18 protein-coding genes and 2 tRNA genes are annotated in these 25,049 nt (G+C 50.1%); 8 read left to right on the top strand and 12 right to left on the bottom strand.

Annotated elements, in window-relative coordinates; translation table 11 throughout:
* Nucleotides 1-6: 6 nt before the first annotated feature.
* From coaT to AAA857_RS06615, 3 genes are all read right to left on the bottom strand, one after another.
* Entirely contained in the window at nucleotides 7-936 is a 930-nt protein-coding gene (gene coaT, locus AAA857_RS06625; protein WP_338174167.1) for a choice-of-anchor T family protein, read from the bottom strand.
* A 100-nt stretch (nucleotides 937-1,036) separates the two neighbouring features.
* Nucleotides 1,037-1,110: transfer RNA gene (locus tag AAA857_RS06620), tRNA-Ile, on the bottom strand.
* A gap of 45 nt (nucleotides 1,111-1,155) precedes the next feature.
* Nucleotides 1,156-2,457 (bottom strand): HD domain-containing protein, encoded by a 1,302-nt coding sequence (locus AAA857_RS06615; RefSeq protein ID WP_338174166.1) that lies wholly within the window; start codon nucleotides 2,455-2,457, stop codon nucleotides 1,156-1,158.
* A 100-nt stretch (nucleotides 2,458-2,557) separates the two neighbouring features.
* On the opposite strand from AAA857_RS06615, the gene AAA857_RS06610 reads away from it, so the two are divergent.
* The 7 genes from AAA857_RS06610 to AAA857_RS06580 all read left to right on the top strand — a co-directional run bounded on the left by AAA857_RS06610 (nucleotide 2,558) and on the right by AAA857_RS06580 (nucleotide 13,931).
* Entirely contained in the window at nucleotides 2,558-4,315 is a 1,758-nt protein-coding gene (locus AAA857_RS06610) for a hypothetical protein (protein ID WP_338174165.1), read from the top strand.
* A gap of 9 nt (nucleotides 4,316-4,324) precedes the next feature.
* Nucleotides 4,325-5,827, top strand: coding sequence for a tripartite tricarboxylate transporter permease (locus tag AAA857_RS06605; protein WP_338174164.1), 1,503 nt, complete (start codon nucleotides 4,325-4,327; stop codon nucleotides 5,825-5,827).
* A gap of 18 nt (nucleotides 5,828-5,845) precedes the next feature.
* Entirely contained in the window at nucleotides 5,846-10,741 is a 4,896-nt protein-coding gene (locus tag AAA857_RS06600) for a lamin tail domain-containing protein (RefSeq protein ID WP_338174163.1), read from the top strand.
* A gap of 31 nt (nucleotides 10,742-10,772) precedes the next feature.
* The gene (locus tag AAA857_RS06595; protein ID WP_338174162.1) at nucleotides 10,773-11,537 is read left to right on the top strand and encodes a Bax inhibitor-1/YccA family protein; all 765 of its coding nucleotides are present in this window, start codon (nucleotides 10,773-10,775) and stop codon (nucleotides 11,535-11,537) included.
* A gap of 7 nt (nucleotides 11,538-11,544) precedes the next feature.
* On the top strand, nucleotides 11,545-12,492 hold the full coding sequence (locus AAA857_RS06590) for a 2-oxoglutarate and iron-dependent oxygenase domain-containing protein (RefSeq protein ID WP_338174161.1): 948 nt from the start codon (nucleotides 11,545-11,547) through the stop codon (nucleotides 12,490-12,492).
* 9 nt (nucleotides 12,493-12,501) lie between these two features.
* Complete coding sequence (locus AAA857_RS06585; protein ID WP_338174160.1) at nucleotides 12,502-13,815, top strand: thymidine phosphorylase; 1,314 nt, start codon at nucleotides 12,502-12,504, stop codon at nucleotides 13,813-13,815.
* Between the two features lie 43 nt (nucleotides 13,816-13,858).
* Nucleotides 13,859-13,931, top strand: a tRNA-Asn gene (locus tag AAA857_RS06580).
* A gap of 237 nt (nucleotides 13,932-14,168) precedes the next feature.
* Here the strand turns inward: AAA857_RS06580 and AAA857_RS06575 are convergent.
* The 7 genes from AAA857_RS06575 to gcvPA form a co-directional block, all read right to left on the bottom strand.
* Nucleotides 14,169-14,576, bottom strand: a complete 408-nt coding sequence (locus AAA857_RS06575; RefSeq protein WP_338174159.1) for a hypothetical protein — start codon at nucleotides 14,574-14,576, stop codon at nucleotides 14,169-14,171.
* A 214-nt stretch (nucleotides 14,577-14,790) separates the two neighbouring features.
* A complete protein-coding gene (locus AAA857_RS06570) occupies nucleotides 14,791-15,471 on the bottom strand; it encodes a hypothetical protein (RefSeq protein WP_338174158.1) in 681 nt (226 codons plus the stop codon).
* Between the two features lie 298 nt (nucleotides 15,472-15,769).
* Nucleotides 15,770-16,717 (bottom strand): glutamine-hydrolyzing GMP synthase, encoded by a 948-nt coding sequence (guaA, locus tag AAA857_RS06565; RefSeq protein WP_338174157.1) that lies wholly within the window; start codon nucleotides 16,715-16,717, stop codon nucleotides 15,770-15,772.
* 1 nt (nucleotide 16,718) lies between these two features.
* Nucleotides 16,719-17,198 carry a 5-(carboxyamino)imidazole ribonucleotide mutase gene (gene purE / locus AAA857_RS06560; protein ID WP_338172723.1) on the bottom strand — a complete coding sequence of 160 codons (480 nt, stop codon included), beginning with the start codon at nucleotides 17,196-17,198 and terminating at the stop codon, nucleotides 16,719-16,721.
* A gap of 61 nt (nucleotides 17,199-17,259) precedes the next feature.
* The gene (locus AAA857_RS06555; protein ID WP_338174156.1) at nucleotides 17,260-17,937 is read right to left on the bottom strand and encodes a hypothetical protein; all 678 of its coding nucleotides are present in this window, start codon (nucleotides 17,935-17,937) and stop codon (nucleotides 17,260-17,262) included.
* A 46-nt stretch (nucleotides 17,938-17,983) separates the two neighbouring features.
* Nucleotides 17,984-19,480 (bottom strand): aminomethyl-transferring glycine dehydrogenase subunit GcvPB, encoded by a 1,497-nt coding sequence (gene gcvPB, locus AAA857_RS06550; protein ID WP_338174155.1) that lies wholly within the window; start codon nucleotides 19,478-19,480, stop codon nucleotides 17,984-17,986.
* Nucleotides 19,477-20,850 carry an aminomethyl-transferring glycine dehydrogenase subunit GcvPA gene (gene gcvPA / locus AAA857_RS06545; RefSeq protein ID WP_338174154.1) on the bottom strand — a complete coding sequence of 458 codons (1,374 nt, stop codon included), beginning with the start codon at nucleotides 20,848-20,850 and terminating at the stop codon, nucleotides 19,477-19,479. Before gcvPA ends, gcvPB begins: the two co-directional genes overlap by 4 nt.
* Before the next feature lie 120 nt (nucleotides 20,851-20,970).
* Between gcvPA and AAA857_RS06540 the strand changes: the two genes are divergently transcribed.
* The gene (locus tag AAA857_RS06540) at nucleotides 20,971-22,116 is read left to right on the top strand and encodes a glycosyltransferase (protein WP_338174153.1); all 1,146 of its coding nucleotides are present in this window, start codon (nucleotides 20,971-20,973) and stop codon (nucleotides 22,114-22,116) included.
* Here the strand turns inward: AAA857_RS06540 and gcvT are convergent.
* Both gcvT and AAA857_RS06530 read right to left on the bottom strand, forming a co-directional pair.
* On the bottom strand, nucleotides 22,113-23,252 hold the full coding sequence (gene gcvT / locus AAA857_RS06535; protein ID WP_338174152.1) for a glycine cleavage system aminomethyltransferase GcvT: 1,140 nt from the start codon (nucleotides 23,250-23,252) through the stop codon (nucleotides 22,113-22,115). The two genes, AAA857_RS06540 and gcvT, sit on opposite strands and share 4 nt — an antisense overlap.
* Nucleotides 23,253-23,278: 26 nt before the next feature.
* Entirely contained in the window at nucleotides 23,279-24,709 is a 1,431-nt protein-coding gene (locus AAA857_RS06530) for an aminotransferase class V-fold PLP-dependent enzyme (protein ID WP_338174151.1), read from the bottom strand.
* Nucleotides 24,710-25,049 lie beyond the last annotated feature (340 nt).

Raw genomic sequence — 25,049 nt, 5'->3', positions numbered from 1 at the left:
GAAGTCTCAAAGGCCAGGAGCACCATCACGCCATTCCAAGTCATCTTCATCATTGTTCAAATGACGACGACCGATGGCTGCACCAGCGAGTGCGATCATGGAGAGTGAAGGAACGACTTCAAAGCCAGGCAGGTAAACACCACGGACATAGACCGTGATCATTTGTGATTCAGTGTTACAGCCGCTGTTTTGACATGCAAACTCCGACTCAGCATAGAATTCGAGGACGTGGTAGGCATCCGACCAACCTTGGTTCTTGGGCGTACGAACCATAATTCGAGCAGTCTCTGGGGCGGTGTTTGGCTCAATGGTAACAACCGTCTGTGGGAGGTTGACGGTAAATCCGGCTTCTTCGAGAGAGTCACGGGTGTTTTGGGTCACACCAATTTTCATCCGGTCAATTTGGTTTCCAAAATTGTAAACCTTGAACTGGAAGTTCTTGTCGGTCTTCGGCATGAGTTGAACAAAGGGTTCAACTGCTTCAACTTGGACGATACTGAATTGCATGATGTTGATCAGTGCGTTAACGCTGGAGGATGCAGGATTGGGGGGTGGAAGGTTGTTCAATTCCTGGACATCGGCAGAAACTGTGAGTTGGCGAGATTGCATTTGCATGTATGGATTTGCCCGAACAACAACCTGGAAGTCGACTTCTTGTCCGGCACCCACATAGAGGTCACCAGGGGCTGCAGTCGCCAGACCATCACTTGTCACCTGAATGTTGACTTTCTCAACATAGGTTGTTGGGTTAGTAACGGTGCATGTGGTGTAGCCAGTCAAAGTAGCACCGGGCTTAACTTCAACCTGAATTTGACCGGGTGCGCAGGTCATTGAAACTGCGGCACCTGAGATTTGGGCCGATGCAGGAACAGCAACCAGAAGAAGCGAACACAGATAAATACTCAAAAGAGCGATGACGCGTTTGTATGCTGACATTGTCTCACCTAACAGTCCTTCCAACCCCCACCACCTCATAACCGTTATGGGCGACTTGTGCGAAAAAAGGATTTTCATACATTGAATTGGTGACATGGGATGGGCCCGAAGGGAATTGAACCCCTGACCTCCCGGTTATGAGCCGGGTGCTCTAACCTACTAAGCTACAGGCCCTGTTCCGGTGGGCAACGGTAGGTGAAATGAACCTTCTGTCCAAACTCAATCAAAATGAGCGAGGGAGGATTGGGTTGGTTTGATCCATTCCCTAACCTTTAACTCCATTTCATCACGGATGGATTCAGGAACAAAAACCATCGACCGTTCGTCCGGCTGAGCCAACGACCGAATCAAGGCTGAGTGTTCCGAAGCATCCCTCCCGTCTTCAAGGACGATGCCTTCAACGTAAGGCAAATATCCCCGCTTACGAATGGTGGCTTGAATGACATCCAATTCAGGGTTGTACCCTGCTTCCTCAATGGATTCTCGGAGACGAGGAAGAATCACTTCACTCATCTCAATGGTCAAATCGTCAATCCGCAACGATTTATGGAAGTCTTTGCGGGACAATAACCGCTTGGCATAACCGGACAATGCTTCATCGTCATGACGCGCCCAACGAGGCAGGGCCACTTTGACATGAGCATCGTTAAGCGCTGCATACTGCAAAGCAGTAAGTTCCGTATTGAGCAGCATTTGCTCAAGTTCTTCGGTCAGCGCCAACGAACCTTCTTGCGCAAGAACACGCGCCCGCCCGAGCATGTTGACCAGGTAGTTTTGAGTCAACATGTTGACTTTATGGAAATACACTTGCTGGTACATGTGATATCGAGTAACTAAATAGGCTTCAATAGCCGGCAAACCCCATTGTTTGACAAACAATCCTCCGTCGTCTCCAACTCGTAAAGCACGCATGACACGAGCACTATCAAAACCTCCGATTTGAGCCCCTGTGTTGGCTTGGTCTCGAATCATGTAATCCATACGGTCAACGTCAACTTGGCTGCTGACGATTTCTTTCAGGAACTTAGGGATGGAAACGCCTTGATATTCATCGCAGCCGTCCATGATGGCAAAAAGACGTTGAAGCCGGTGTTTCCCGAGCACTTCCTCAACGATGATTCCGATTGCGGTTTCATTGGATTCAAGCATACGCCGCCCCCATGTTTCATGGGATGCAAACGTTGCGTACACTTTCGGAGTTTCCAACAGATGGGAATAGGGTGGGTGTCCAATGTCATGGAGCAGAGCCGCTAACTGAACCAATTCAGCATCTCCGTCGCTGATGATTCCAGGGTGAGCCGTCTCGAGGTGATGGATCAACCGACCAGCAAGATGGTATGCGCCCAGTGAGTGTGCAAACCTGTTGTGTGTCGCAGCGGGAAACACGTATTCGCATGTTGAAAGTTGTTGAATGGAGCGAAGGCGCTGAAACTCAGGCGTATCGATGATTTGTGCATGGTTTGCGGGGACTAAAATGTCCCGATGAATCTCGTCACGGATGACGCGGTCAGGTGCAGTCATATTGTGAAGGCCTCAACGCATCATATTAAAGCCATTATCGGTAAAACCCACCATCTTTGTGGATGAGAATGAATAAACACATGGTCCAACTCCAGAGAACATGGCCGATGCAGTAAAGGGACTCATGGACCGCATCACCAATGAAGATCCTGAAACTCGGGGTCAACAACTTTGGGTGATGTTTGCACTTGCAATGTTTTTGGTAGCGACCTTGAATTGGTATGCTTATGTTCGTGAACCGGAGACCATTGAAATCGGTTCCTTGCTCGAGTACAAAAACGAAGTCGTGAAGGTTGAGGGTACACTCATATCATGGGTTGAAGACCCTTACTCCTCGGGTGACGACCGTATTGATGCCATCATCGACGACGGCACTGGAGTGGTGGAGGCCCGTTGGTATCGCCCGGGAGACATGCCCCCCATTGGAACCAACGTAACGGTCATGGGAGACGTCATTGAATACGACGGCAGAATATGGCTTCAGTCTCTTGGTGCCGGAGCATTTGAGTTCTCACCATCGGATTATCCGGAGGTACAAAGGCTCGCTCTTGCCGACGTGGCCAAAGACCCAGCAGCCTATTCCGGTGAAGTAATCCAACTGACCGGATTCATTGGCGAATCGATCAGCCCCGATGCCACCTTTACTTCGGCCTATCTTGGCGACCACCCCAATTATGGAAATTCGGAACACCAGATGCACCTAACGATTCGTTCGTCCACCGGCACATGGATTGAAGCCACCTCCAAGGTCGAGATTCAAGGAATTCTCTCCTACCAACAACGTGACCTACGCTGGAGTCTTCAAGTTCAAGGAACTGATATTCTGGAAGACCGCACGCACACCATCAACATCCCTCAGCTCGATTGGAGTGCGGAGGCAACATGGAGTTACCAATCGGGGCAGACCGTCGACATGTCGGGCATGCTCCTTACCGGAGATGAGGCCTGGAGGTTGATTGGACCTAACAGTCGCGAGATATGTTTGATTCCCAGCGACGAGGACCGAGCCAACGAAGAAGCGGCTTCAATGGATGGAACCATCCAAACCGTTCGTGGCCGACTGCTGTGGTCAACGGCTACATCAGGATGGTGCATTGATGCCACTGAGGGAAGTTCACCCCAACTGGTCAACCCAGAAACCCCAATGAATCTCTTGGCCATGTTATCTGCAAATCCTGTCGGCATGGTCGATGACCCTGATGCCAGATACACGCTGTCTGCCTACGTCAAGTACGCCATCGAACCGTCGGTTGAGGACGAAGAAGGATACCTCGTAGATTCTGCGGCATATTCTCCTGGTTGGACAACCGTTGCGGTCACCTTCCCTAGCCCACGTACATCTTGGTTGGAAACGGGGCAGAATGTCATTGCGAATGTATCGGTTACGTGGGACGATGAAGACATGCGTATTCGCTTGCTGATCCATGATTACACGCTAGGAACGGTTCCCTCTGCACGGACGCTTCTTTGGGACGACGGAGCCACACAGTGGAGTTACTCAAGAGACCAAAACGTGATGATCAATGGAAAAGCGATGATGGAAGACGGAGAATGGCTCTTGTATAGGGACGGTTCCAATCAATCCATTGTGCTCAACACAAAATCGCAATGCATCGGAACCGACTCACTGCATGCTGACCAGTCAATGACATGGACGGGACGATTCCGTCAAGTGCAAAGTGCAGACGGAATGAGTTTGATTTACTCTCTTGACAGTGCTGACGTATTGGATACGGACGGGGACGGCCTCGGCGACACCTTAGAAGATGGTTTGAACGGATACTCGGCACTCAATGAAGACAGCAATAACGATGGTGTATCGGACCGAGTTGAATATGAAGCGTCACTAAACAGTTGAGGGATAAACATGCTCGAAGGGTACTTTTTGGATTTGGCTTGGCTCTATGGGGCCTTGTTCTTCGGTGTAGCGATGGGTTCGCTAACCGGACTCATTCCGGGGTTCCACGTTAACAACGTCGCTCTCATTTTACTAGCGCTTTCTCCAGCCTTGCTGGACTTGGGCATTCCCCTTTCAGCAGTAGCTGCGATCATCGTATCGACTGGAACGGTACACACGTTCCTGAATTACATTCCCTCGGCACTCATCGGAGCACCTGATGGGGACACGGCTTTATCCTTACTTCCGGGCCACCGCATGCTTCTTTCAGGTAACGCTGCCCGAGGAGTGGCCTGGTCTGCTCGGGGCTCACAACTCGGGCTTTTCCTTTCACTCCCTTTGATCATCCTCGCAAGAATCGCTTTTGGTCCGGAACTCGGATGGTACGACTCACTGCGTTCAGTCCTTCCCTTTGTGTTGCTGACCATCTCTCTCCTTCTTCTCGCCACCGAAACCACACGACTCGACTGGCCTTTGTGGATCCAACGACTCACGGGAGGGCGACTCGGGCGAGACTCTAGGTTTGTAGGATTCATCGCAGCATCGGCATTCTTCTTACTTGCAGGCTTGTATGGATGGGGTGTGTTTACTCTACCTGCCCGTTCACCCATAGGTATGCCTGATGCAAGCCTGCTCTTACCAAGTTTGGCTGGACTCTTTGGTGTAGCCAACCTTCTCGATATTTACGCCACCACCTCCCACCTACCTCCACAAAAGGAGAACTGGGAACTTCCTCCTGTTCGTCCCTTGATGATACCCTGTTTTTGGTCCAGTGTTGCTGGAGCCAGCATGGGTGTATTGCCTGGGATGACCGCATCCCAAGCTACAGTTCTCGTGATGGGTGGACGTAACCTCGCTGCAAAAGCACAGGGGAAACAAGGATATGGAATGGATTGGGAAACCCGAAGGCTGACCGAGATGACCGACGACGAATTGCTTGAAGTCGCCAAGGCTGAAGCTGCAGAGGGTGTAGAAGGCCCACAAACCAAACAAGATTTGGAAATCATCGCCATCCTTTCTGCAGTCAACACCGCCGTCACTGTCATGGTCCTTGGATTCCTTTACATCATCAGTCGCTCACGTTCCGGTGCAACACTAGCGCTCAAGATGATGTATCCTATTGAAACATGGTCGGCTCTTGAGCCAACATCGGATTTCATCCGCCTACTGGCCGTCACACTGGCCGCTGGATTGCTCGCCATGCCCATGATGCGCTATGTGGGCAAGGGAATGCTGAAACTTCACGCAGCAATTCCTCTCCAGCAAATGGTCATGGGAGTCATTATCTTTGTTGCTGCTCTTGTTTGGCTCTCGACCGGATTTGTCGGAATCGGCGTCCTCATCGTAGGTACGATCATCGGCTTACTTCCCCCTCGTATCGGCATCCGCCGTTCTCACGGAATGGGAATTATTCTTGTTCCTATTATGATCTATACCTTCGCACAAAAATTCGATTCCTTCGGATTTATCTGAACCAAAGAACGTGATACTATGAATAACCGAAACCTTGCTTTTGCCCTAACAATGCTCTTCCTTGTCTCCTTGACGAGCCCTCTCGCTCAAACCGACCTCAAACAAGAATCTGAACTCATGCCCACAAGCGCCCGGTCGACTGCTTGTTCGGGAGATGTATGCCTGAACGAAGTGATTCCAAATCCCGGCGGCGCCGATGATGCAGCATGGCCAAATGGTGAATGGTTTGAACTGTTCAACAACGGTACAACTGACGTTGATTTGAGCGGCTGGAAAGCCGTCAACAGTGGAAGTAAAACGCTTAATTTCGATGCCAATACAATCGTTGGCTATCAAGCAGGAAACGCATCGTCATGGACCATTTCCCCAGGCGACTACATCGTCATAGCAAGAAACGGGGACAGCAATTTTTACCTGACCAACACAGGAATGACATTGACCCTTTACGACCAAAACAACAACAACGTTCACGAAGCAACATGGACCTCAGCAACCTCGGGTAAGAGTTACGAACAAGACCCTACAAATGCAACGGCAAATTGGATTAAAACGGGTTCACCGTCCCCAGGACAAGTCAATTCGGCTGGCACGGCTGCTGTGATGGTCCCATCGGACCTTGTAATCAGTGAAATCATGGCGAATCCTTGGCCGTCCTACGACAATGAATCGTGGCCCGGTGGCGAATGGGTGGAGTTGTACAACACGGGAACCTCGGATATTGATTTGACCGGCTGGACCCTTGAGGATGCAGCAGGAAACCTTCTCCCGGTCAATGCATCACACTTGGTGAATGCTACCTCATCACCCTCGAGTTACATCATCTCCCCTGGGCAACACAGAATCGTAGCAGTCAACGGAAGCAGTGCGTACGGAATCCTCAACAATGGCCCCGAATCGCTCACCCTCAAATGGCCTAACGGAAGCCCGTCTCAAGAAGTGTCCTATTCGTCAACCGAGCAAGGGTTTTCTTTGATGGCAACAAGTTCACCCAACGGCATGTGGGGCGCTGCACCCTATCCAACACAAGAAGGAATGAATCCTGTGGAACTCATCATGATGCCGACCCAGATGAATGATATTCAAATCTCCGAGATCCTCGTCAATGCAACAACAGAAGGTGCTGCCTTCCCCGACGGTGAGTGGATTGAACTCCACAATACCGGTACGTTAGAACTTGACCTCATGGGCTGGTCGTTGATTGACGGCATGGGCAACATCACGTTCCTTGACCCTGCAACCCTCGTCTTCAATTCAACTCAGGGCTCAACGGGCATTTCCCCCGACCAACGAAGACTCGTTCAATTCACTGGAGACACTGAACTTTGGGACAATTACAATCACATTATGCTCCGTGACTTCACCGGGCAAATCCAAGATACAGCCATGTATGTCACTGACCATGGCGAAGACGTAGCTCTCATTCGTTCCCAAGCCCCGACAGACCCGTGGACTCCAGCAGCTTGGAAGACACCTGGTCATCCTGAACCGGGCAGTGTTCTATCCGATGGATACGTCCGATTTACAGAGGTTCTGCCCGACGCGGTTGGAAGTGACAGTCAAACATGGCCAAAAGGGGAATGGCTCGAACTCCTCAATTATGGAGATGAAGATATTGATGTTGCAGGATGGAAACTCCAAGCCCCTTCCCGAAGTTTAACCTTGCATGAATACAACATGCCGCTTCAAAACAGCACAATCATTCCTGCTGGAGAGGTTGTACTGGTTGCCCTTAACGGAACAAGCAGTTTCTATCTCAAGCATACCAGTGCCGACTCAATTGGGCTATTGGACCTGGCTGGAGCCACAGTAGACACTATTTCTTGGTCAGCAACGGCTGAAGGTGAATCGCTCATCCCACCCAACAGCACGCACGCTGGAGTTGGTTCATCCGGTGCTATGAACATCGGTGATTGGAAACAATCTGCATGGGCGACACCGGGCGAACTCAACCCCGTATGGCCTGCATATTCAGGCTCAAGCAATGTTAGTATGACTGAAATTTTGCCTTATTGCGATGATGAAACCATTGACCCGGATGCAGACTGGGTTGAACTTTTCAACACGGGCATGGAAGACATCAATCTCAGCAGGTGGTCAATTGCATCTCCTGACGACCATCGTAGATTCATGCGCATTGACAGCATGTGGGCCAACGGTAACGCAACTTCGTCAACCGTCCTTGCTGCTGGAGCACGCGCCGTCTTTTTGATGGATCAGGACGTACTTTCCGGCCTCGGAGACAGTGCAGAGTTGCTGAACCCAGACGGCGACCTCATTCAAAGTGCGAGTTGGATCATAGAAACCGATTGTCAAACATTGGAAGCAGGTCCCACGAGCAATGACCCATGGACCCATACGCTTTGGCCAACACCGGGCGAAGAAGAGCCTGATGCAGGCAACCTTGCAAGTCCAGACGACCTCCGTCTCACACGATTGATGCCCGATGCTTCGTCGTCGGTTTCGAGCACCATGGAATTCCTTGAGATCACCAATTCCGGTGACAAACTTGCCGTCATGGACGGCTGGAAGCTGCGAACCACATCGAGCGCTGGAGTTCCTTACGATACCTCGTTCACCAATTTCATGATTCAACCAGAAAGTGCAACAATCCTCGCAAATGACGCATCAGCAGTAACTCTCTACGAAGATGGAATGGTTGTTGAACTTGATTCGGCGCTTAACCGAAGTTTCTACCTCGCCAACTCGGGGGCTGCGGTGCAGTTGCTTGACCCCTCAGGCAATGCTGTTGACACGGTTGTTTACGGCAACGGGCCAGTTGATGTTGATGGATGGAGCGGAATTGCTTTGGTTGAACCTTTGACAAATTTGGACAATCTCATTTACCTTCGTGGAGACGGTTGCGGTGACGCACCAGACAACGATGTTGTTGCGGACTGGCACCACCGATGGAGCCGCCTTGGTGGAAGCAATTTCTGCCTCGAACCTACCGTGACCAGTTCGGGTAACATCACCCCACTCCTCGCTCCTGAATACGGACTCACTGACCTCTTGGCTTGGATCGGTGATGCCGATGAATCCATCCAAGTTCACATGTACCAACTTCAAGAAGTTCATCTCGTGGAGGCCCTCATCGAAGCGGACCAACGCGGTGTTGAAGTGACCGTCGTCATGGATTACGGTGACAACTGGTGGCCTGAATACGACCTGGATGCAAACCATGGGATGGCAACGACCATGCTCGCTGCTGGAGTGGACGTGTTTTGGTTTGGAGACATGGGGGAAACACCCTATGCTTACATCCACAGCAAGGTCGCTGTCCGAGATAATGAAAGCGTTTGGATCGGTTCAGGAAACTGGAAGTCCTCATCTCAACCTGCACCCGGTGATGCTGGAAATCGAGACTGGGGTGTCATCGTTGATGATGCGGCCTTAGCCACCCTCGTACGCTCGCATTTGGCCTTTGATGAATCCGCTGAACGCTCTCACATCACGCCCGTCACCATGGCGGATGCGCCATCCGGCTGGGTTATGCCTCAATCGTCCCCAATTGTTGGAAACCTTTCAACATCGATTGACGGGGCCTTTGAAGCCACACTGTTGGTTTGTCCAGATAATTGCATCAATGAATTGGTTCAGATGTTGGACAGTGCAGATGATGAAATCCTTCTCTCTCTGCAATACCTTGACATGGATTGGTCCTACGGCTGGGGAGACAACCCCATTGTATCTGCATTGGAAGATGCAGCTCAACGTGGGATTAAAATCCGCCTTATTTTGAACGGCGCCTACCTCGACGAGGACATCCAAAAGGTCGTTGACCAAATGAATGAGGATTGGAACGCCACTCTGGGCTACGACACAAATGCTGTTGTCATGAGTGCTGGAGATGGCGTTAACAAATTGCACAACAAAGGTGCGATCGTTGACAAAGAAGCCGTCCTTGTATCTTCAATCAACTGGGGCGACTCCGCCTTGGTTCGAAACCGAGAGATGGGGCTGCTCATCAGCAGCAATGATGTCGCTTCGGTTTACATCGATTCATGGAATGAGGACTGGCAGCGATTGGACCCCGAAGTGGACTCCGACCAAGACGGACTCAACGATGAATGGGAAGATATGTTCGGATTGAACCGAACCCGAAGAACGGTCATCGGACAATCCTATGATGAAGGAATGTACGACGCCGATGCTGATGGACTCACCAACGAAGCTGAACTGCTGCATGGAGGCGACCCGCTCAATCCTGACACCGATGGAGATTGCATCCTTGACGGTATTGAAGTTGCTTGGGCTCAGGCCTCAATTCTTAGCGACAGTGTAGCCGATGTTTCGCCGCGTGACGCGCTGACCATGGCTGACGCCGATAACGACGGAGAAAACGAATCCGACGCACTTGGTTGTGACCTTGGAGGCATTGTGGTCAACCCGCCATCCGATAACAACTCCAACGATACAACCACTCCTTCGGCAGACGAGGATAACGATACCATCCTCAACGAGCAAGACAAATGTCCGAACACACCAGCAGGAGCCGCAACCGACCCGGATGGATGTTCATCCCAACAACGAGCAGAATTGGTCAACAATAACGGAGATGATACATCGGGAAGTTCTGGAGAGAATTTGTTCCTCGGTTTGATGATTGGTGCGCTTATACTCTCGGGAGGAGCCTACGTCATCCTTCAGAACAAGCGTAGCGATTCTGAAGATGTCAAAGACAGCATTACCGCTGAATCGTTTGCTATGGCACAAGTCATGCCGGAAGGAGAAACACCCGCCTGGGATGCACCCGTTCTGGATGCATCTGGACCGACCGTTACTCCTGAAATGATGGCGCTGGTTCCCGGCTGGAGTCAAGACATGGTCAAGGACTATCTCCTCCAAGGATGGACGATGGACCAACTCTCCAACTACTACCAAGAACAAGTCGTTCAGCACGGTCAAACAGAATAACATTCAAACGGGACCGAGTGGACCAAACGCTATGGCCATCGCATACCGTAGCAGCAATCCCGTGCTTAACAACAAATTCATGGCGGCACTTACCGGTGTCGAGACCATGAGCCTGCAGGGCAGCCTCCGCAAGATTGGTTTCCTCCTAACATTGACCATCATCAGTTCATTCGCCACTGCCCTTGTCTGTTTGACTGCTGGCGAAAACATGTTCCTCTACGCCGGCCTATTCTCGACCGTAGGGGCCGTTTTCGGTTTTATTCTAGCCATGATCACCTTCGTGACTCGACCGCAAAATCCCGTAGCCTTGATGAGTCTTTATGCTATTTTTGAAGGCTTACTCGTGGGCGGCATGTCCCTCGTTATGGAGGCATATTATCCGGGCATTGTACTCCAGGCAGCGTTTGGAACCGTTTGCATTACCGGCACCATGTACGCCATGTATGCGTCACGAATCATCCGCCCAACACCCATGTTCAACAAGGTCATTGGAGGACTTGTCATCAGCATCTGTTTCCTCTACATGACTTCCTTCGTCCTCAGCATGTTTTCCGGATACGATGTCCCCTTCCTCCACAGTTCAGGACCGATTGGAATCGGACTCACACTGTTCATTCTTGTCGTCGCCTCTCTTACCTTAATCAGCGATTTCGGATTTATTGAAGCGGGAGTCAAGAACGGTGCACCAAAGAACATGGAATGGTATGCTGCGTTTGGGATACTCATTTCACTCATCTGGATTTACATTGAAACATTGAGACTCCTCTCCAAATTAAGAACCTTCATGCAGGACTGAGACCACAATGACAAGAACGATACCGACCGTTGATTTCACACTCGCTCAATCTTCAAACGAAGACGAGCGAAAGGCGTTCGTCCAACAGGTCGGAGACGCACTCCATGACATCGGGTTTTTTGCCTTGGTCAATCACGGAATTGATACCGAACTGATCATGGATGCTTACGCACAGTGCGACCGTTTCTTTGAATTGGACGAGAACACCAAACGGTCGTATCTTCTTCCAGAAATCGCTCACCAGCGCGGCTATACGGCTTTTGGAGTTGAACACGCAAAGGACAATCCAGCACCTGACCTCAAAGAATTCTGGCAGACCGGAAGGGGCTATCCAATTGACGGACCAACACCAACCTACCCTCAAAACGTGTGGCCCAACGACCACGCTCCAGCGTTTCGTAGCGTCATTGACCGCCTCTACACCGACATGGAAGAATTGTCAAAAGAATTGCTTGAAGCATGTTCTCTTTACCTTGGCATGCCAGAAGATTGGCTTCCCGAAATGGCTGACCAAGGGAATACCATCATGCGAATGATTCACTATCCGCCTCTTGACCCAACGATGCCCGAAGGTGCTGTTCGTTCAGCTGCCCACGAAGATATCAATTTCATCACGCTCCTGGTAACCGCTACGGCTGATGGACTCGAAGTGATGGACCACGATGGTTCATGGATACAGGTCAAGGGGGATGAAAAGGCAATCATTGTTGACTCAGGAGACATGCTCCAAAACCTTACCAACGGATTGTTTCGTTCCGTCACTCACCGAGTGGTCAATCCTCAAGATTCCACTTCTCGCCGATATTCAATGCCGATGTTTGTCCATCCAAGAAACGAAATCGACCTCACCCCCCACTCTGATTTTGTCGCTAAAACCGGTGGTATTGCAAAATATCAGAGCATCAAGGCGGGAGATTATCTCCAACAACGCCTGCGTGAAATAGGTCTGATTTGAGGTTGAGAGATGAACGTTGCTCAACTGATTGAATCTGTTGTGGCTCAACAAGGTCAAGACCACGCACTTCTTGACGACTTTGTGAAGGGCGTAGCCAATGGAGAAGTTGCTGTAGAAGACGCAACAGCCTGGCTAAAAGCCGTGCATACCTTTGGCTGCAGCGTAGAGGACACCGTCCAACTCACAAAAACAATGATCGCATCAGGAGCCCAACTCACTTGGGAAGATGGACCTCCCGTTGTGGACAAACACAGCACAGGAGGGGTCGGAGACAAGATGTCACTGATGCTTGCGCCAGCGCTGGCTGCATGCGGGCGTCGTGTTCCAATGCTTGCTGGACGAGGGCTTGGCCATACGGGCGGGACCATCGACAAATTGGAATCGATTCCTGGTTTTAATTGCAGACTCAACCCAGAAGAGATGAACGACGCTGTCAATGCCATCGGATGCTGCATTGCCGTTCAAAACGATGCTATCGCTCCCGCCGATGGTGTCCTGTATGCGATTCGTGACGTCACGGATACCGTCGATAGTGTCCCTCTCATCACCGCCTCCATCATTTCAAAAAAAGCAGCAGAAGGATTGCAAGCCCTTGTTCTTGATGTGAAATGCGGAAGCGCAGCCTTCATGAAAACGCATGAACAAGCTGAGGAATTGGCCAAATCCATGGTACGAACGGCAGAGGGACTCGGCATCAAGACCATTGCACACATCACATCGATGGAACAACCGATTGGAAGTCACGTCGGAAATGCGTTAGAAATCATTGAAAGCATCGAAGTAATGCAAGGCAAAGGTTCCGTTGACACTAGAAACCTCGTCATTCTTCAAGGTGGTGCGCTTCTAGCCATGACCGAGGATGGCCTGAGCCTTGAAGAAGCAAACAAACAAATTGAACGATCGCTGGACCGTGGTGATGCCCTTGAAAAGTTTAGGCTCATGTGCATTCAACAAGGAGTATCACAGGAAATTGCTGATTTGCTGGTCAAGGACCCTCATTCGGTTTTACCTAAAAGTGAGCATCAAACCACAGTCTTGTCCCGCCAGCAGGGACACGTACGAACCATTGACTCAATGGCTGCAGCACTTTTGGCCAAGCAACATGGGGCTGGACGATACGCACTTGACGACGAAGTGGTTCCTGAAATCGGCTTCGTATTCCATGCTTCCAAGGGCACAAGCATCGAAGAAAACCAACCCTTGCTGACCTTCCATCACAATCAAAAATTGACCGATGAAGAGCATTCAACCCTGCAAAACCTCATTGAAACGGTGAATGGTTTTGTGCCACCGGTTGAACGCCTGATGGCCATCGTGGACTGATGGTGGCGAAGCCGTGATAAAGGGGAGGCCTGTCGCCAACCTTGCCGATTTAGCTTAGCTGGTGGAGCGTGGGACTGTTAATCCCAAGGTCGTGGGTTCGAGCCCCACAATCGGCGCCTGAATAGAACCGTCATACTGAAAGCACGCCATCCGTGAGTAAAAGTTGGAAGTTATGCTTCAAGGGCACCCACTTTTTGCACCAATTGTTCAGCACCCACGGCCATGTCCCGAACGAGAATACGGCTCACTGCTTACCCGTACAAACAAAGGGTAGCGTCTGTACTGAGGGACTGAACACCCATTGTGAACCCATGCATCAGAAATTATGAGCGTGAGGGTGTTATGTTGACACCCTATGCACCAGTTGAGAAAATGATTTCATCCTTGTAATAAATTGTGAAAATCTTCCACTTGTTACTGAAAATAGAGGCCCCAGGCATATCATATTGAAATTCAAGAGTAAAATCTTGAAATGGAGATTCAAATTGAGTTTTTGGGAATGTAATTAATCCGCCACGAAACCAACGGTATGGTGGCACGCGATTCTCCTTCAGTATGCGCATTTTCCAGAATACATCACTAAATCGAATCTTAAACCCAATTTTGCCAATTATTAGTCCCCACTTTGCATATTTGATGCGGAATTTATGGGTCTTTCCCAATAAATTGTCATTAGGAAAACTGACCATTAAATCAATTTGCCATTGTGAAATTTTTTCTAATGTCACCCTCGGTTTTCCATCGCCTAAGCCAACAGACATGCAAATACCAAGAAGTGCAGTGATATAATATCACCGAGATAGTCGAGAAAATAATGAATTAGAGGGGCCCCCTTGCGTTCGTATACGAGTCAAAGGGTAGCGTGTGTAATGGGGGACTGAACACCCATTGTACTCTTCCATAATGTCTTGAGGGGTATGAGAGAACCCTCGTGATTTCATGGAAATGATATGTCGGTTGTTGCGTATCAAAAAACTAATCTTTGCTTTGTTGACCCATTTTGTACGCCTTTATTGCAGCCTCAGCAATTTCATGAGGGTTATTAACCATCACGTCTCCAGAAATAACTGAATCCTTCATGTCAAGATTTGATTCGGTTTGTGATTCTTTGATGCCTTTCATTTCAGCCTTGATTTTTGTCATGGCTTGTTCGATATCGCCCACTCTTGTTTTCTGGTGAATCTGCTTCTGCATTAAGGCACCAATTTCTGAACTTGAATCGTTGTTAAGTTCAATTTTAGAAAGCAGTTGATTTGAATCGTTCAGAGCATTATCCTTCTCGCTTTGAAGAATCTTAAGGACATCTACGAGAACAGAATCATCTATACCATATTGTTCAACGAAAGAAACGTCATTAGATTTTGAGTCTGAATCCCACATACTACCTTTCATGTTGTGATCTTGTAAGGAATACTTACCAAATGTTGGACTTCCTGTTCCCTTCGAGAGATTCCTCATTTTGTATGCGCCACCAACTGAAAGCATTAGGCCGAACAATAATCCTGCACCAATTAATCCTTGCATATTTGAGTAATCAGAACAATCATTTTCAACATTAAATTCACACTGGACTCTCATGTCTCCAATAAGAGCAAATAATGGCATAAAAAGAAGGAAAAAAAGTAAACCTGTTGCGAGAATTTGCCCTGGTTTCATACTCTCACTATGCGGGGCTTGGTTATAATTAACTCGGTTCCACCCTCTGAACACCCACTGTACAGGCGTGTCATGAGAGGGTACCGATACAACAGGCATCTCACGCAAGGGTGTTGTAAGGGTTATCATCGACCCCTGGCATTTTGTGACTGTGCTGTGAGGTTTTCCGTGCCCTCTATTGAGCGCTATGGTTCGGCATGGCGGCTCAGTCCTATATTTCGCAACCTTCTGTGAGGTTGAAGAACAAAGGTTTTCCAAAGAATGGACCAAAAGGAAACCAAAAACTGTGCGGAGGGGATTATTCCCACTCGATGGTACCCGGAGGTTTGTGGGTAATATCGTAAACAACACGATTCACTGCACCCTTAACGGTGTTTGTAATCCGAGTGCTGATCTTCTGAAGGATGTTGTGGGGTATCTCCGAATAACGGGCGGACATTCCGTCCATGGATTGGACCGCACGTACGACGATGGTCTCACCGTATGCCCGTACGTCTCCGTGAACACCGACACTGCGAACCGGCAAGAGAGCAGCGAAGTACTGCCATGGAATTTCCATTTCACCACGCTCTGCAGCAGCTTCAAATTCCTCTTCAACGATGGCGCACGCCTCCCGTACAACGGCAACACGCTCAGGTGTGAGTTCGCCGAGTGTACGAACAGCAAGGCCTGGGCCTGGGAAAGGTTGGCGCTCAGCCACGTTAATGTCGAGATGTCGGGCCAATTCACGGACCTCGTCTTTGTACAAATCACGCAGTGGCTCAACAACAGTGAGGGTCATGTCTTCAGGAAGACCACCGACGTTGTGGTGGGATTTGATGGTGTCACGGACGCCACCACCGGATTCAATCCAGTCGGGGGCAATGGTTCCTTGAACGAGATATTTAGCTCCGCATTTCTTCTGCTCATCCTCGAAAATACGAATGAATAATTCACCGATGACCTTACGCTTTTGTTCAGGCTCGGTGACGCCTTCCAGCGCCTCAAAATACCGGTCTGCTGCCTTTACAGTAACCAGGTTAATCCCCTGCTCTTCGAGAAGGGCTTCGATTTGTTCGGTCTCATCTTTTCTCATGAACCCGGTGTCAACGTAGACGCAATGAAGCAAATCCCCGACTGCTTGGCTTGCGATCACTGCGGCTACGGTTGAATCTACTCCACCCGAGCAGGCGATAATGGCGATGTCATCAATAGTCGATTTGAGGGATTCAATACTTTCTGAAATGAATTCCTCGGTATCAAACATTTCAGGCACCGCCGTTGACATCACGGTCTTGGGCCTTAACTCGCTCGATTTGGTCCAGTTTGTTTTGTTCCAAAGCAGCAGCATATTTGGGGTGAATGAGAGCGAGCATCTGAACGGCAAGATAGCCTGCATTGTCTCCACGGTCAACACCAACGGTGGCTGCTGGAACACCAGGGGGCAATTGAGCGATGGAAAGAAGTGAATCGAATGGGACCTTTCCACCGCATGGGACGCCGATGACAGGCTTGGTGGTTAGGGCTGCAACTGCACCCGGAAGTGCCGCAGCAAGTCCAGCCATGGCTACGAAAATTTGACAACCGTCGTCCAAAGCATCCCCCACGATTTCTTCCACGAATTTGGGAGACCGATGAGCGGAGGCCACACGCAATTGGTATGGGACATCAAACAGTTCCAAGATTTTAGTACACTTTTGGGCAATGGGCAGGTCCGAAGAGGAGCCGAGTAGAATCGTTACATCCATGCTACCCTGCCGGCGCGGGTGGTTCATTTAGATGCCTCTTGATGAGGACGGAGAAAATGCTTCATTCTTCAGCATCTTTATCGGATGAAGTAGCGGAGAAACCGTCCCACTGAACGCCCCAATCCGCTTCGGCTAGTTCTTCGCTTTTTGGAGCAAGAAGTTCAATGTTCAGTAACAACAGATCCTCATCTCTACTGCCGAACATGACCACCGTTCGCGTCCCAATTGTTTTCGAAGCCATTATTCCACTTTTCCAACGGGCGGACATTACAGTCCAGCCTGACAAACAACGCTCAACTGGAACCAAATCTTTAGCTTCCCATGGGCGTTGATAAACTTCATGGTCGCAGGCTGCAAGACCGTTGAGGGCAATGAAAAGATAGGGAACCGAACCGATACAAAATGCATATCCGAGCCACCACCATTGTGACAGTTCACCGAGATAGAGAACCGCCAGAATCATCACAGAGACGCCAAGAAGCACACCGGCCAGTTGTACCCTTGAATCGTATTTGCTGCCCTTCCTTTGAGAGAACCCACTGGCAAACGTCAACAGCAACAAGGCCTCGCTCACAGCCAAGAGAGGAAGCCTGAAGGATTCAAACTTGTGAAAGAGAAGCATCATTCCCATGAAACCAACGGGTAGAAGGGCCCAAGCAAAAAGGAACAAGGTGGCGGTAAAGTCGCCCTTCGGAGGAACAGAATTCCAGCCCATCCGCTGGTGATTATCTACGCCCATATGTCCTGCTGGAGATTTTTTACATTAGCACTTTCGCTTCGGACCTTCACTCATCAAAGGGATGGCGAAGGCACAGGTTGCGAGCAGCATAGACTTCATCAACACGACGTACAGGTGTTGTGGTTGGTGCTGCATGCAATGTTTCAGCATCGACTTTCAGCACTTCTGCGAAGTGCTGAGCAAAGGTATCAAGCGTGTCCTTAGACTCGGTTTCGGTCGGTTCGATCATCATGCATTCCGGAACAACCAACGGGAAGTAAACGGTAGGCGCCATGTAACCTCGGTCCAGCAATCCCTTAGCGACGTCCATAGCAGATACCCCCAGTTGCTCTTTGGCGGGTTGCATTGAGAGCGTGAACTCGTGCTTTGCTACATCGGTTTCTGCACCGTCCACAAACAGGTGGTCAACGCCCTCTTCCCGAGCCGCCTTGTGGATTGCGTGACGAAGGTAGTTGGCGTTCAATACAGCGTGCTCCGACATCGTTGTCAGTCCTGAACCGTAACGCCTGTAGTAAGCCCAGCAGCGTATGACTGCACCAGCGTTGCCGTGCCATTGCTGAACCTTGCCGATGCTGTGGGCTGGTTCCCTCCAATGGTACCAGAACTCGTCAACAGCAGTCGATTGTTCAGCAGCGGTTGGTGCACGTCGGTCGGCAAGCGGACCTGGTAAGAATTCGGCGAGATGCGCCTTGACCCCAATCGGCCCAGACCCAGGCCCTCCGCCGCCGTGCGGTTGGGAGAAGGTCTTGTGGAGGTTGAAGTGAACCGCATCAAAGCCCATAAGTCCCGGTGAAGTGATTCCAAGAATGGCGTTGAAGTTAGCTCCATCGTAGTACATTTGTCCGCCTGCATCGTGGACGATTTGACTTGCTTCGGAAATATCCGCTTCAAACAGGCCGAGGGTATTTGGATTGGTGATCATCATGGCTGCAGTGGTTTCGTCAGCAACAGCCCGAAGGGCGTCAAGGTCGATGCGACCGTCAACACGGCTTGGGATTTCTACGATTTCAAAACCGGCCATTGCTGCACTCGCTGGGTTGGTACCGTGGGCTGAATCAGGAACGATGACCTTGGTTCTTTTTGTGTCCCCTTTCAGTCTAAAGTACTCTTGAATGCAGCGAACTGCAGTGAATTCGCCCTGAGCACCAGCGACCGGTTGGAGCGTCACTTGGTCCATGCCTGCACACACTTCGAGCATGTGTTGCATCTCATAATAGATCGAAAGAAGTCCTTGGAGGTGATGTTCAGGTTGATGAGGATGGATGTCGGCAATACCTGGCAGTTGAGCAATGACTTCGTTCACTCGTGGATTGTGCTTCATCGTACAGGAACCGAGTGGATAAAAACCGGTATCTATTCCGAAATTACGCTTTGAGAGCCAAGTATAATGTCGGACCATCTCGGGCTCAGAAAGACGAGGCCAGCGTGCCTGTTGTCGGCGAACAAGTCCTGAGGGAATGGATGGGTTCACCGCTGTCTCAATGCTTGGAGGTTGACTGTAACCGGTGTTAGGAGCACCGTTGTGATTGAACAGATGACTCAAGCACTCACCCCCTGATGGCTTGCCCACATTGATAATTGAGCAGACAAGGCTTCAATGTCCTGCACTGTGGTCTGGTCGGTCGTGGTAATGAGAATTTGATTGGTGATGGATGGGTACCAGCGCCCAAGGTCAAACCCACCGATGATTCCATTCTCATCGAGGTAGGCAAGACAGGCTTCGGCTGAGCCTTCAATTTCAATTGCAAATTCGTTGAAGTGAGATGCGTCATGTACGATTCTGACCCCTGGTGTATCAGCCAAAGTTTCCTTTGCCTTCTGGCAGGCAGCAGCGTTACGATAAGCCAGGTCATGCAAGCCTTCGGGTCCAAGCAGCGCCATGTGCATTGCACCCATCAAAGCAATCAGCGTTTCATTGGTGCAGATGTTGGAGGTTGCACGATGACGACGTATGTGCTGCTCTCGAGTGGAGAGGGTGAGGCAGTACGCTTCTTTTCCATCGACATCGATGGAACGGCCTACGATTCGTCCGGGCATCAAACGCAAGTAAGGCTTGCTGCAGGCGAAAATCCCGTAGAGAGGACCACCCGCAGTGACGGGGCTACCAAGCGGTTGCCCTTCCCCGACGACGATGTCTGCCCCGTAATGGCCCGGTGCTTCAACCATGCCGAGCGAGACTGGCTGGGCTCCAACAATCAGTGCTGTATGCTCTCCAATGATTTCTTTTGTCTTTGTCAGCCCTTCATCGAGGACGCCAAGTGGATTTGGTTGTTCGAGGTAGACTCCGCATGAACCAGCGGCCTTCTTCAGGGAATCAAGATTAAGGGTTCCGTCGGCGTTGTGCTCCAGTGTTTTGATGGTGATCTCCGCACCCTGGCAGTAGTTTTCCATCACAGACATTTTGTCAGGAGGGGTCAAAGATGAGACATAAACAGTGTTTGGTTGGTTTGCTTTTCTGTTGTGGACTCTGACCGCACATGTCAAGGCTTCAGCAGCCGCTGTGGAACCATCATACAACGAGAGGTTTGCGATTGGAAGTCCGACCAACTCAGAGATAAGTGATTGAAACTCCCACATGGCTTGGAGCATCCCTTGGCTTACTTCAGGCTGGTATGGTGTGTAGGCTGTTAAGAATTCGCCCCGTGTGACGAGTTGAAAGACCGATGCTGGAATGTAATTCCTGTACAACCCGGCACCTAAGAATGATGTCCGACTCCCCATTGCAATGTTTGCTCCAAGAAGACGGCGTGCATCACTAAGAATCTCTTCTTCAGACTGCGGGGGGCGAAGCGGGAGGGGCCCTTTGAATCTGACATCATCCGGAATGTCGGCGAACAAATCTTCCATATTTTGAAGGCCCATAGCCTTCAACATCTCATCTTCTCGGCCAAGGTTTGGAAGTTGGTCCACCATTGGAATCACCTCACCCTATGGGTGTATGATGAAATCCATGCGCGTCCCGCTCATAATGCATTGCTTTGCCCCACATGAATCAAGGGAACACCTCATGGCGGTGGACGGTCTCGCAAAGTCATGGTCCGAGTGGCGATGGTAGTGACCAATTCATGCGCTCCTGACCCGAGAGTTTTACGTCAGGCCAGTTGGCTTGCCAAAGCTGGATATCGAGTCACCATCCATGCATTTGACCGTTCCGAGACCCATCCTTTGAGCGAGAACAACAACGGCGTCCGAATCATGCGGTATCGTGTTGGAAAGGTACCCTATGGCGGACGAATTAAGACACTGATGGGGCTCAAAAAATTCAATCGACAAGTCCGGGAGACGCTCCTTAACGACCCGCCAGGATTGGTGTACTGTCATGATGCAGACACGCTCAACATTGGAATCGCTCTCAAACGGGCTAAATCAGTCCCTTTCGTTTTTGATATGCACGACCTTCAGCACACGTGGGTTCGCATGGATGCTCCCAATTCTCTACCGCGAACCCTCGTGAGTCGCAGATTCAAACAGAAGATGTTGACCCGTGCAAAGCATGCTGAATGCATTATTACGTCCAGTGGAAGCATTGACGGAGGGAGCCAACGAGGATTTGTGGAATGGCTTGCCCATCACGGCCTGGTGGGAAATGTTGTTGAAAACAGGCCCATGCCACCCTTTCCAGAACGTTTACCCCGTTCTTCCGAAGGATGGACGGTTGGTTATCTTGGCCGAATTCGCGACGTGAAATCGTTTGAATTGCTCCTTAATAGCGTCAAAGAATTTCCTGCTTTGGAACGTCCAAACATCCGAATTGCAGGCGATGGTCCGGCTGCACCTAAAGTCCGACGGTTGATGATGGAAGCAGTAGAGGCTGGTGAGGTCGAAGCCAATGTCACGGGCGCATTTACATCCAAAGAGTTTGGAGAGATCATCCAAAGTGTTGACGTGATGTATGCGATGTATTCCCCTCTGCGAGGAAACATACTCCAAGGAGCGATTCCTGTCAAGATGTTTGATGCTGCGGCTCATGGAGTACCGAGTGTTGTTAACGACGGTTGTTTGATGGGAGAGTTAGCCACCTTGGAACGGATGGGCAAGTCTGCAACCTGGGGCAACCTTGCTTCTGTGAAGAATGCACTCATGGAAGCCAAGAGCATGAAGGTTGAATTAAGTCATAGTGGAGAGCGTGAGCAGGTTCGCTGGATGGCTGCTATGGAACCTGTTCTCACTCAACTTTAGAAAAATGGCGGGCGGACGACAACGGCTCGAACCGATTTACGTGGACTCGCAACGATGAGGACTTCATCGCCTTCCTTGACGCCTTGTAAATATCCAATACCAATTCCAAGGTTGTTGAGACTGGGAGCGGGTGCACCAGAAGTGAGGCGGCCAACGTGTTCGCCGGAATCAAGAACGACTTCTTTGCCTGGGCGAGGCAGGGGTCCTTTCTCGACGTACCGAACCCCCCACCATCGAGCATCGTCTTCTGCGTGGCCTACAACACTCTGGCGTCCGATGAACTCATGCTCAATATCGAGGCCGAACGGCACGTTTGTCTCCCATGAATCTCTGGCAAGGAAGGAAGGGTCTTCTTCTTCGCTAAGCGGTGGCCAACAAAAATCTACACCCGAGAGGAGGAATCCTTTCTCCAATCTCAAGGTATCACGAGCTCCGAGCCCCACAGGGGTTGCCCCTGATGCGATCAAAGCACGCCACAGGGCAGGTGCATCGTCATTTGGAATGAAGATTTCATATCCCGCCTCACCCGTATATCCAGTGCCTTGCATCCATCCCGAGATTCCCAGTGGGTTGTCCGTTAATTCTCGCCACTTGAACCGAGCAACATGTTGGTCATCTCCCATCACAGAAGCGAACACTTCCTTGGCTTTGGGACCTTGGAGTGCTAGAATTGACATCTCATCCGATAAATTCTCCAAAACTACTGAGCCGTCTTCCGGCAGGTGCTTTGAGAACCAATCCCACATGACATCGATCATTGATGCATTTGGAACTCCGAGAAGTTCCTTATCGCTGACGACTGCAAAAATCATGTCGTCAATGAGGTGGCCGTTATCATCGAGGAAGTGTGTATAAGCGCACCGAGAGGGGGAAATCGCTGTCACACGTTGTGTGGCCAAACCCTCGAGCCACTCACGCACATGGTCACCGCTGAAGCGGAATGAACCCATGTGTGAGACATCAAAGAGACCTGCGGAACGACGGGTTTCAAGATGTTCTTCTTTGATGTTGGAATACCAAATGGGCAATTCAAAACCGTGGAAATCGACCATGTTTGCCTCAAGAGCGAGGTGTTCATCGAAGAGGGCGGTCCTTACAGGTGGCTGGTCGCTCATGGCCGTTGGAAAACGGGACATCAAATAAACATCGGTTCAAGAATTCATCAATTCATTGATGGTAATCCACGGAGGATTTCATCTCCATGACGAAGAACGGTCTCAACAAAACGGTCAATACTGCCTACCGTGACATTTTGATTCGAAATGACGGGGCGTAGAATGACATCGTCTCCGATGTTGCTGCGGCTTACCATGAAGATCCCCTCCTGAATAAGACGGTTTCTGAGTTCACCATTCAGTTCGTTCAGGTCCATTTCTGTTCCCTCTGGAGCATAGCGAAAGCAAACGTTGGTCCACATTCGAGATGACATGAGTTCCAGCGAAGGGTGTTCTCTGACCGAGGACTCAAGATGGGCAGCATGGTCCATGTACTGGTCGACCATCTTTGACCAACCGGCGTCCCCTCTTACCCTCCATTCAAGCCATAATTTGAGTGCATCGTTTCGTCGGCCACATTGCAGTGAATAGCGCCCCAAGTCATCGTATTCGGCATCATCCAGGAAAAGGTAGTGAGCAACATTAGCATGGCCACACAAGGTTCGAAGAACTTGCGGCTTTTTGATGAGGAAGGTACTGCAAATCAACGGCAAGCCCATCATTTTGTGCGCATCCCAGCAGATGCTGTCTGCCTTTTGGATGCCATCCATGAGTTTACGGTGCGTGGGTGAAAACATGCAGGTTCCGCCCCATGCAGCATCAACATGGAGCCATAGGTCATGTTCATGAGCGATTTCAGCCAGGTCATTGAGAGGGTCAAACGCTCCCCGGACCGTCGTCCCTGATGTTGCGACGACACAAAAAGGAGTGAGGCCCTCTTTGACAGCGAATTCAATTTCTTCACGGAGGCTTTCAGGACGCATGCAACCGTCTTCATCACAGCGTACCTTGACCACATTCTGATGGCCAATTCCAATGACGTTAGCGGCCATCAAAACAGAATAGTGGGATTCGGCGGAAACAAACGCAACCATCTTGCTGCCGTCAAATCCAGTTTTAGTTGAGCCAGGAAGCGCATGCTCACGAGCGCAAAGCATACCGATCATGTTACCGTTTGAACCACCCGTGGTGAGCGTACCAAATCCATCTGGAAAGCCTACAATCTCACACATTCGCTTGAGCACCGTTTGCTCGATCAGAGTGGCGATGGGTGACAATTCAAACGTATACATTGAGTTGTTGGTAGCTGATGCGATGATTTCACCTGCAAGTGCAGGTAATGAGAGCCCCCCCCATAGAGGGTTCATGAATTCCGCTCTGTGGGTCTTTACGCTGTTGGCCATGAAGGTATCAAGGTCGTCAAGTACGGTGTTGATTCCCATCCCCTCAAGAGGAACGCTAACATCCAACACCCGCTTGAGAGAACTTGCTCCCAACTCAGGGTTGACCCGTTCATTTTTGTCTTTGGAATCGATGTAATGGACCAGGCGGCTGGCTATTTCGTTGATGAACGCCTCTGTATCCATGTTGGTCTCCATGCTGTGGGCATCGTCGGAGACTTATGAGGCTGATTGTGAAACCGGTTGGAAATATTGTTGAAATGTTTCAGTTGACGACGGTCAACAGTCCAAAATAAGGTCCAAGAGCGGTTGAACAGATGCGAACATATCGCTGGTGAGTAATTTAAAATTCATATTGAATAAAAACGACACTGCAAGATGCTTTATGATTCTAAAAATCCTTAACCAAGGAGTAATTTTTCCAATCAATCGTTCTGAATTCACAAGTTCCCTGAGATCGCTATAATCGTTCATTCTTTTCAAAGGATGGCTCGAATAGCCGCAAAAATTGGGGTGAAGGCCTTTTTTTCAGGCCTTG

The sequence above is a fragment of the Candidatus Poseidonia alphae genome (genome assembly GCF_943787815.1).
Lineage (GTDB): Archaea > Thermoplasmatota > Poseidoniia > Poseidoniales > Poseidoniaceae > Poseidonia > Poseidonia alphae.
This window is presented reverse-complemented; position numbering and strand designations above follow the sequence as displayed.

Excerpts from the sequence above, each read along its gene's own strand:
- coaT (WP_338174167.1), bottom strand. The coding sequence starts at position 936 with ATGTCAGCATACAAACGCGTCATCGCTCTTTTGAGTATTTATCTGTGT.
- AAA857_RS06615 (WP_338174166.1), bottom strand. The coding sequence starts at position 2,457 with ATGACTGCACCTGACCGCGTCATCCGTGACGAGATTCATCGGGACATT.
- AAA857_RS06610 (WP_338174165.1), top strand. The coding sequence starts at position 2,558 with ATGGCCGATGCAGTAAAGGGACTCATGGACCGCATCACCAATGAAGAT.
- AAA857_RS06605 (WP_338174164.1), top strand. The coding sequence starts at position 4,325 with ATGCTCGAAGGGTACTTTTTGGATTTGGCTTGGCTCTATGGGGCCTTG.
- AAA857_RS06600 (WP_338174163.1), top strand. The coding sequence starts at position 5,846 with ATGAATAACCGAAACCTTGCTTTTGCCCTAACAATGCTCTTCCTTGTC.
- AAA857_RS06595 (WP_338174162.1), top strand. The coding sequence starts at position 10,773 with ATGGCCATCGCATACCGTAGCAGCAATCCCGTGCTTAACAACAAATTC.
- AAA857_RS06590 (WP_338174161.1), top strand. The coding sequence starts at position 11,545 with ATGACAAGAACGATACCGACCGTTGATTTCACACTCGCTCAATCTTCA.
- AAA857_RS06585 (WP_338174160.1), top strand. The coding sequence starts at position 12,502 with ATGAACGTTGCTCAACTGATTGAATCTGTTGTGGCTCAACAAGGTCAA.
- AAA857_RS06575 (WP_338174159.1), bottom strand. The coding sequence starts at position 14,576 with ATGTCTGTTGGCTTAGGCGATGGAAAACCGAGGGTGACATTAGAAAAA.
- AAA857_RS06570 (WP_338174158.1), bottom strand. The coding sequence starts at position 15,471 with ATGAAACCAGGGCAAATTCTCGCAACAGGTTTACTTTTTTTCCTTCTT.
- guaA (WP_338174157.1), bottom strand. The coding sequence starts at position 16,717 with ATGTTTGATACCGAGGAATTCATTTCAGAAAGTATTGAATCCCTCAAA.
- purE (WP_338172723.1), bottom strand. The coding sequence starts at position 17,198 with ATGGATGTAACGATTCTACTCGGCTCCTCTTCGGACCTGCCCATTGCC.
- AAA857_RS06555 (WP_338174156.1), bottom strand. The coding sequence starts at position 17,937 with ATGGGCGTAGATAATCACCAGCGGATGGGCTGGAATTCTGTTCCTCCG.
- gcvPA (WP_338174154.1), bottom strand. The coding sequence starts at position 20,850 with ATGGTGGACCAACTTCCAAACCTTGGCCGAGAAGATGAGATGTTGAAG.
- AAA857_RS06540 (WP_338174153.1), top strand. The coding sequence starts at position 20,971 with ATGGTCCGAGTGGCGATGGTAGTGACCAATTCATGCGCTCCTGACCCG.
- gcvT (WP_338174152.1), bottom strand. The coding sequence starts at position 23,252 with ATGTCCCGTTTTCCAACGGCCATGAGCGACCAGCCACCTGTAAGGACC.
- AAA857_RS06530 (WP_338174151.1), bottom strand. The coding sequence starts at position 24,709 with ATGGAGACCAACATGGATACAGAGGCGTTCATCAACGAAATAGCCAGC.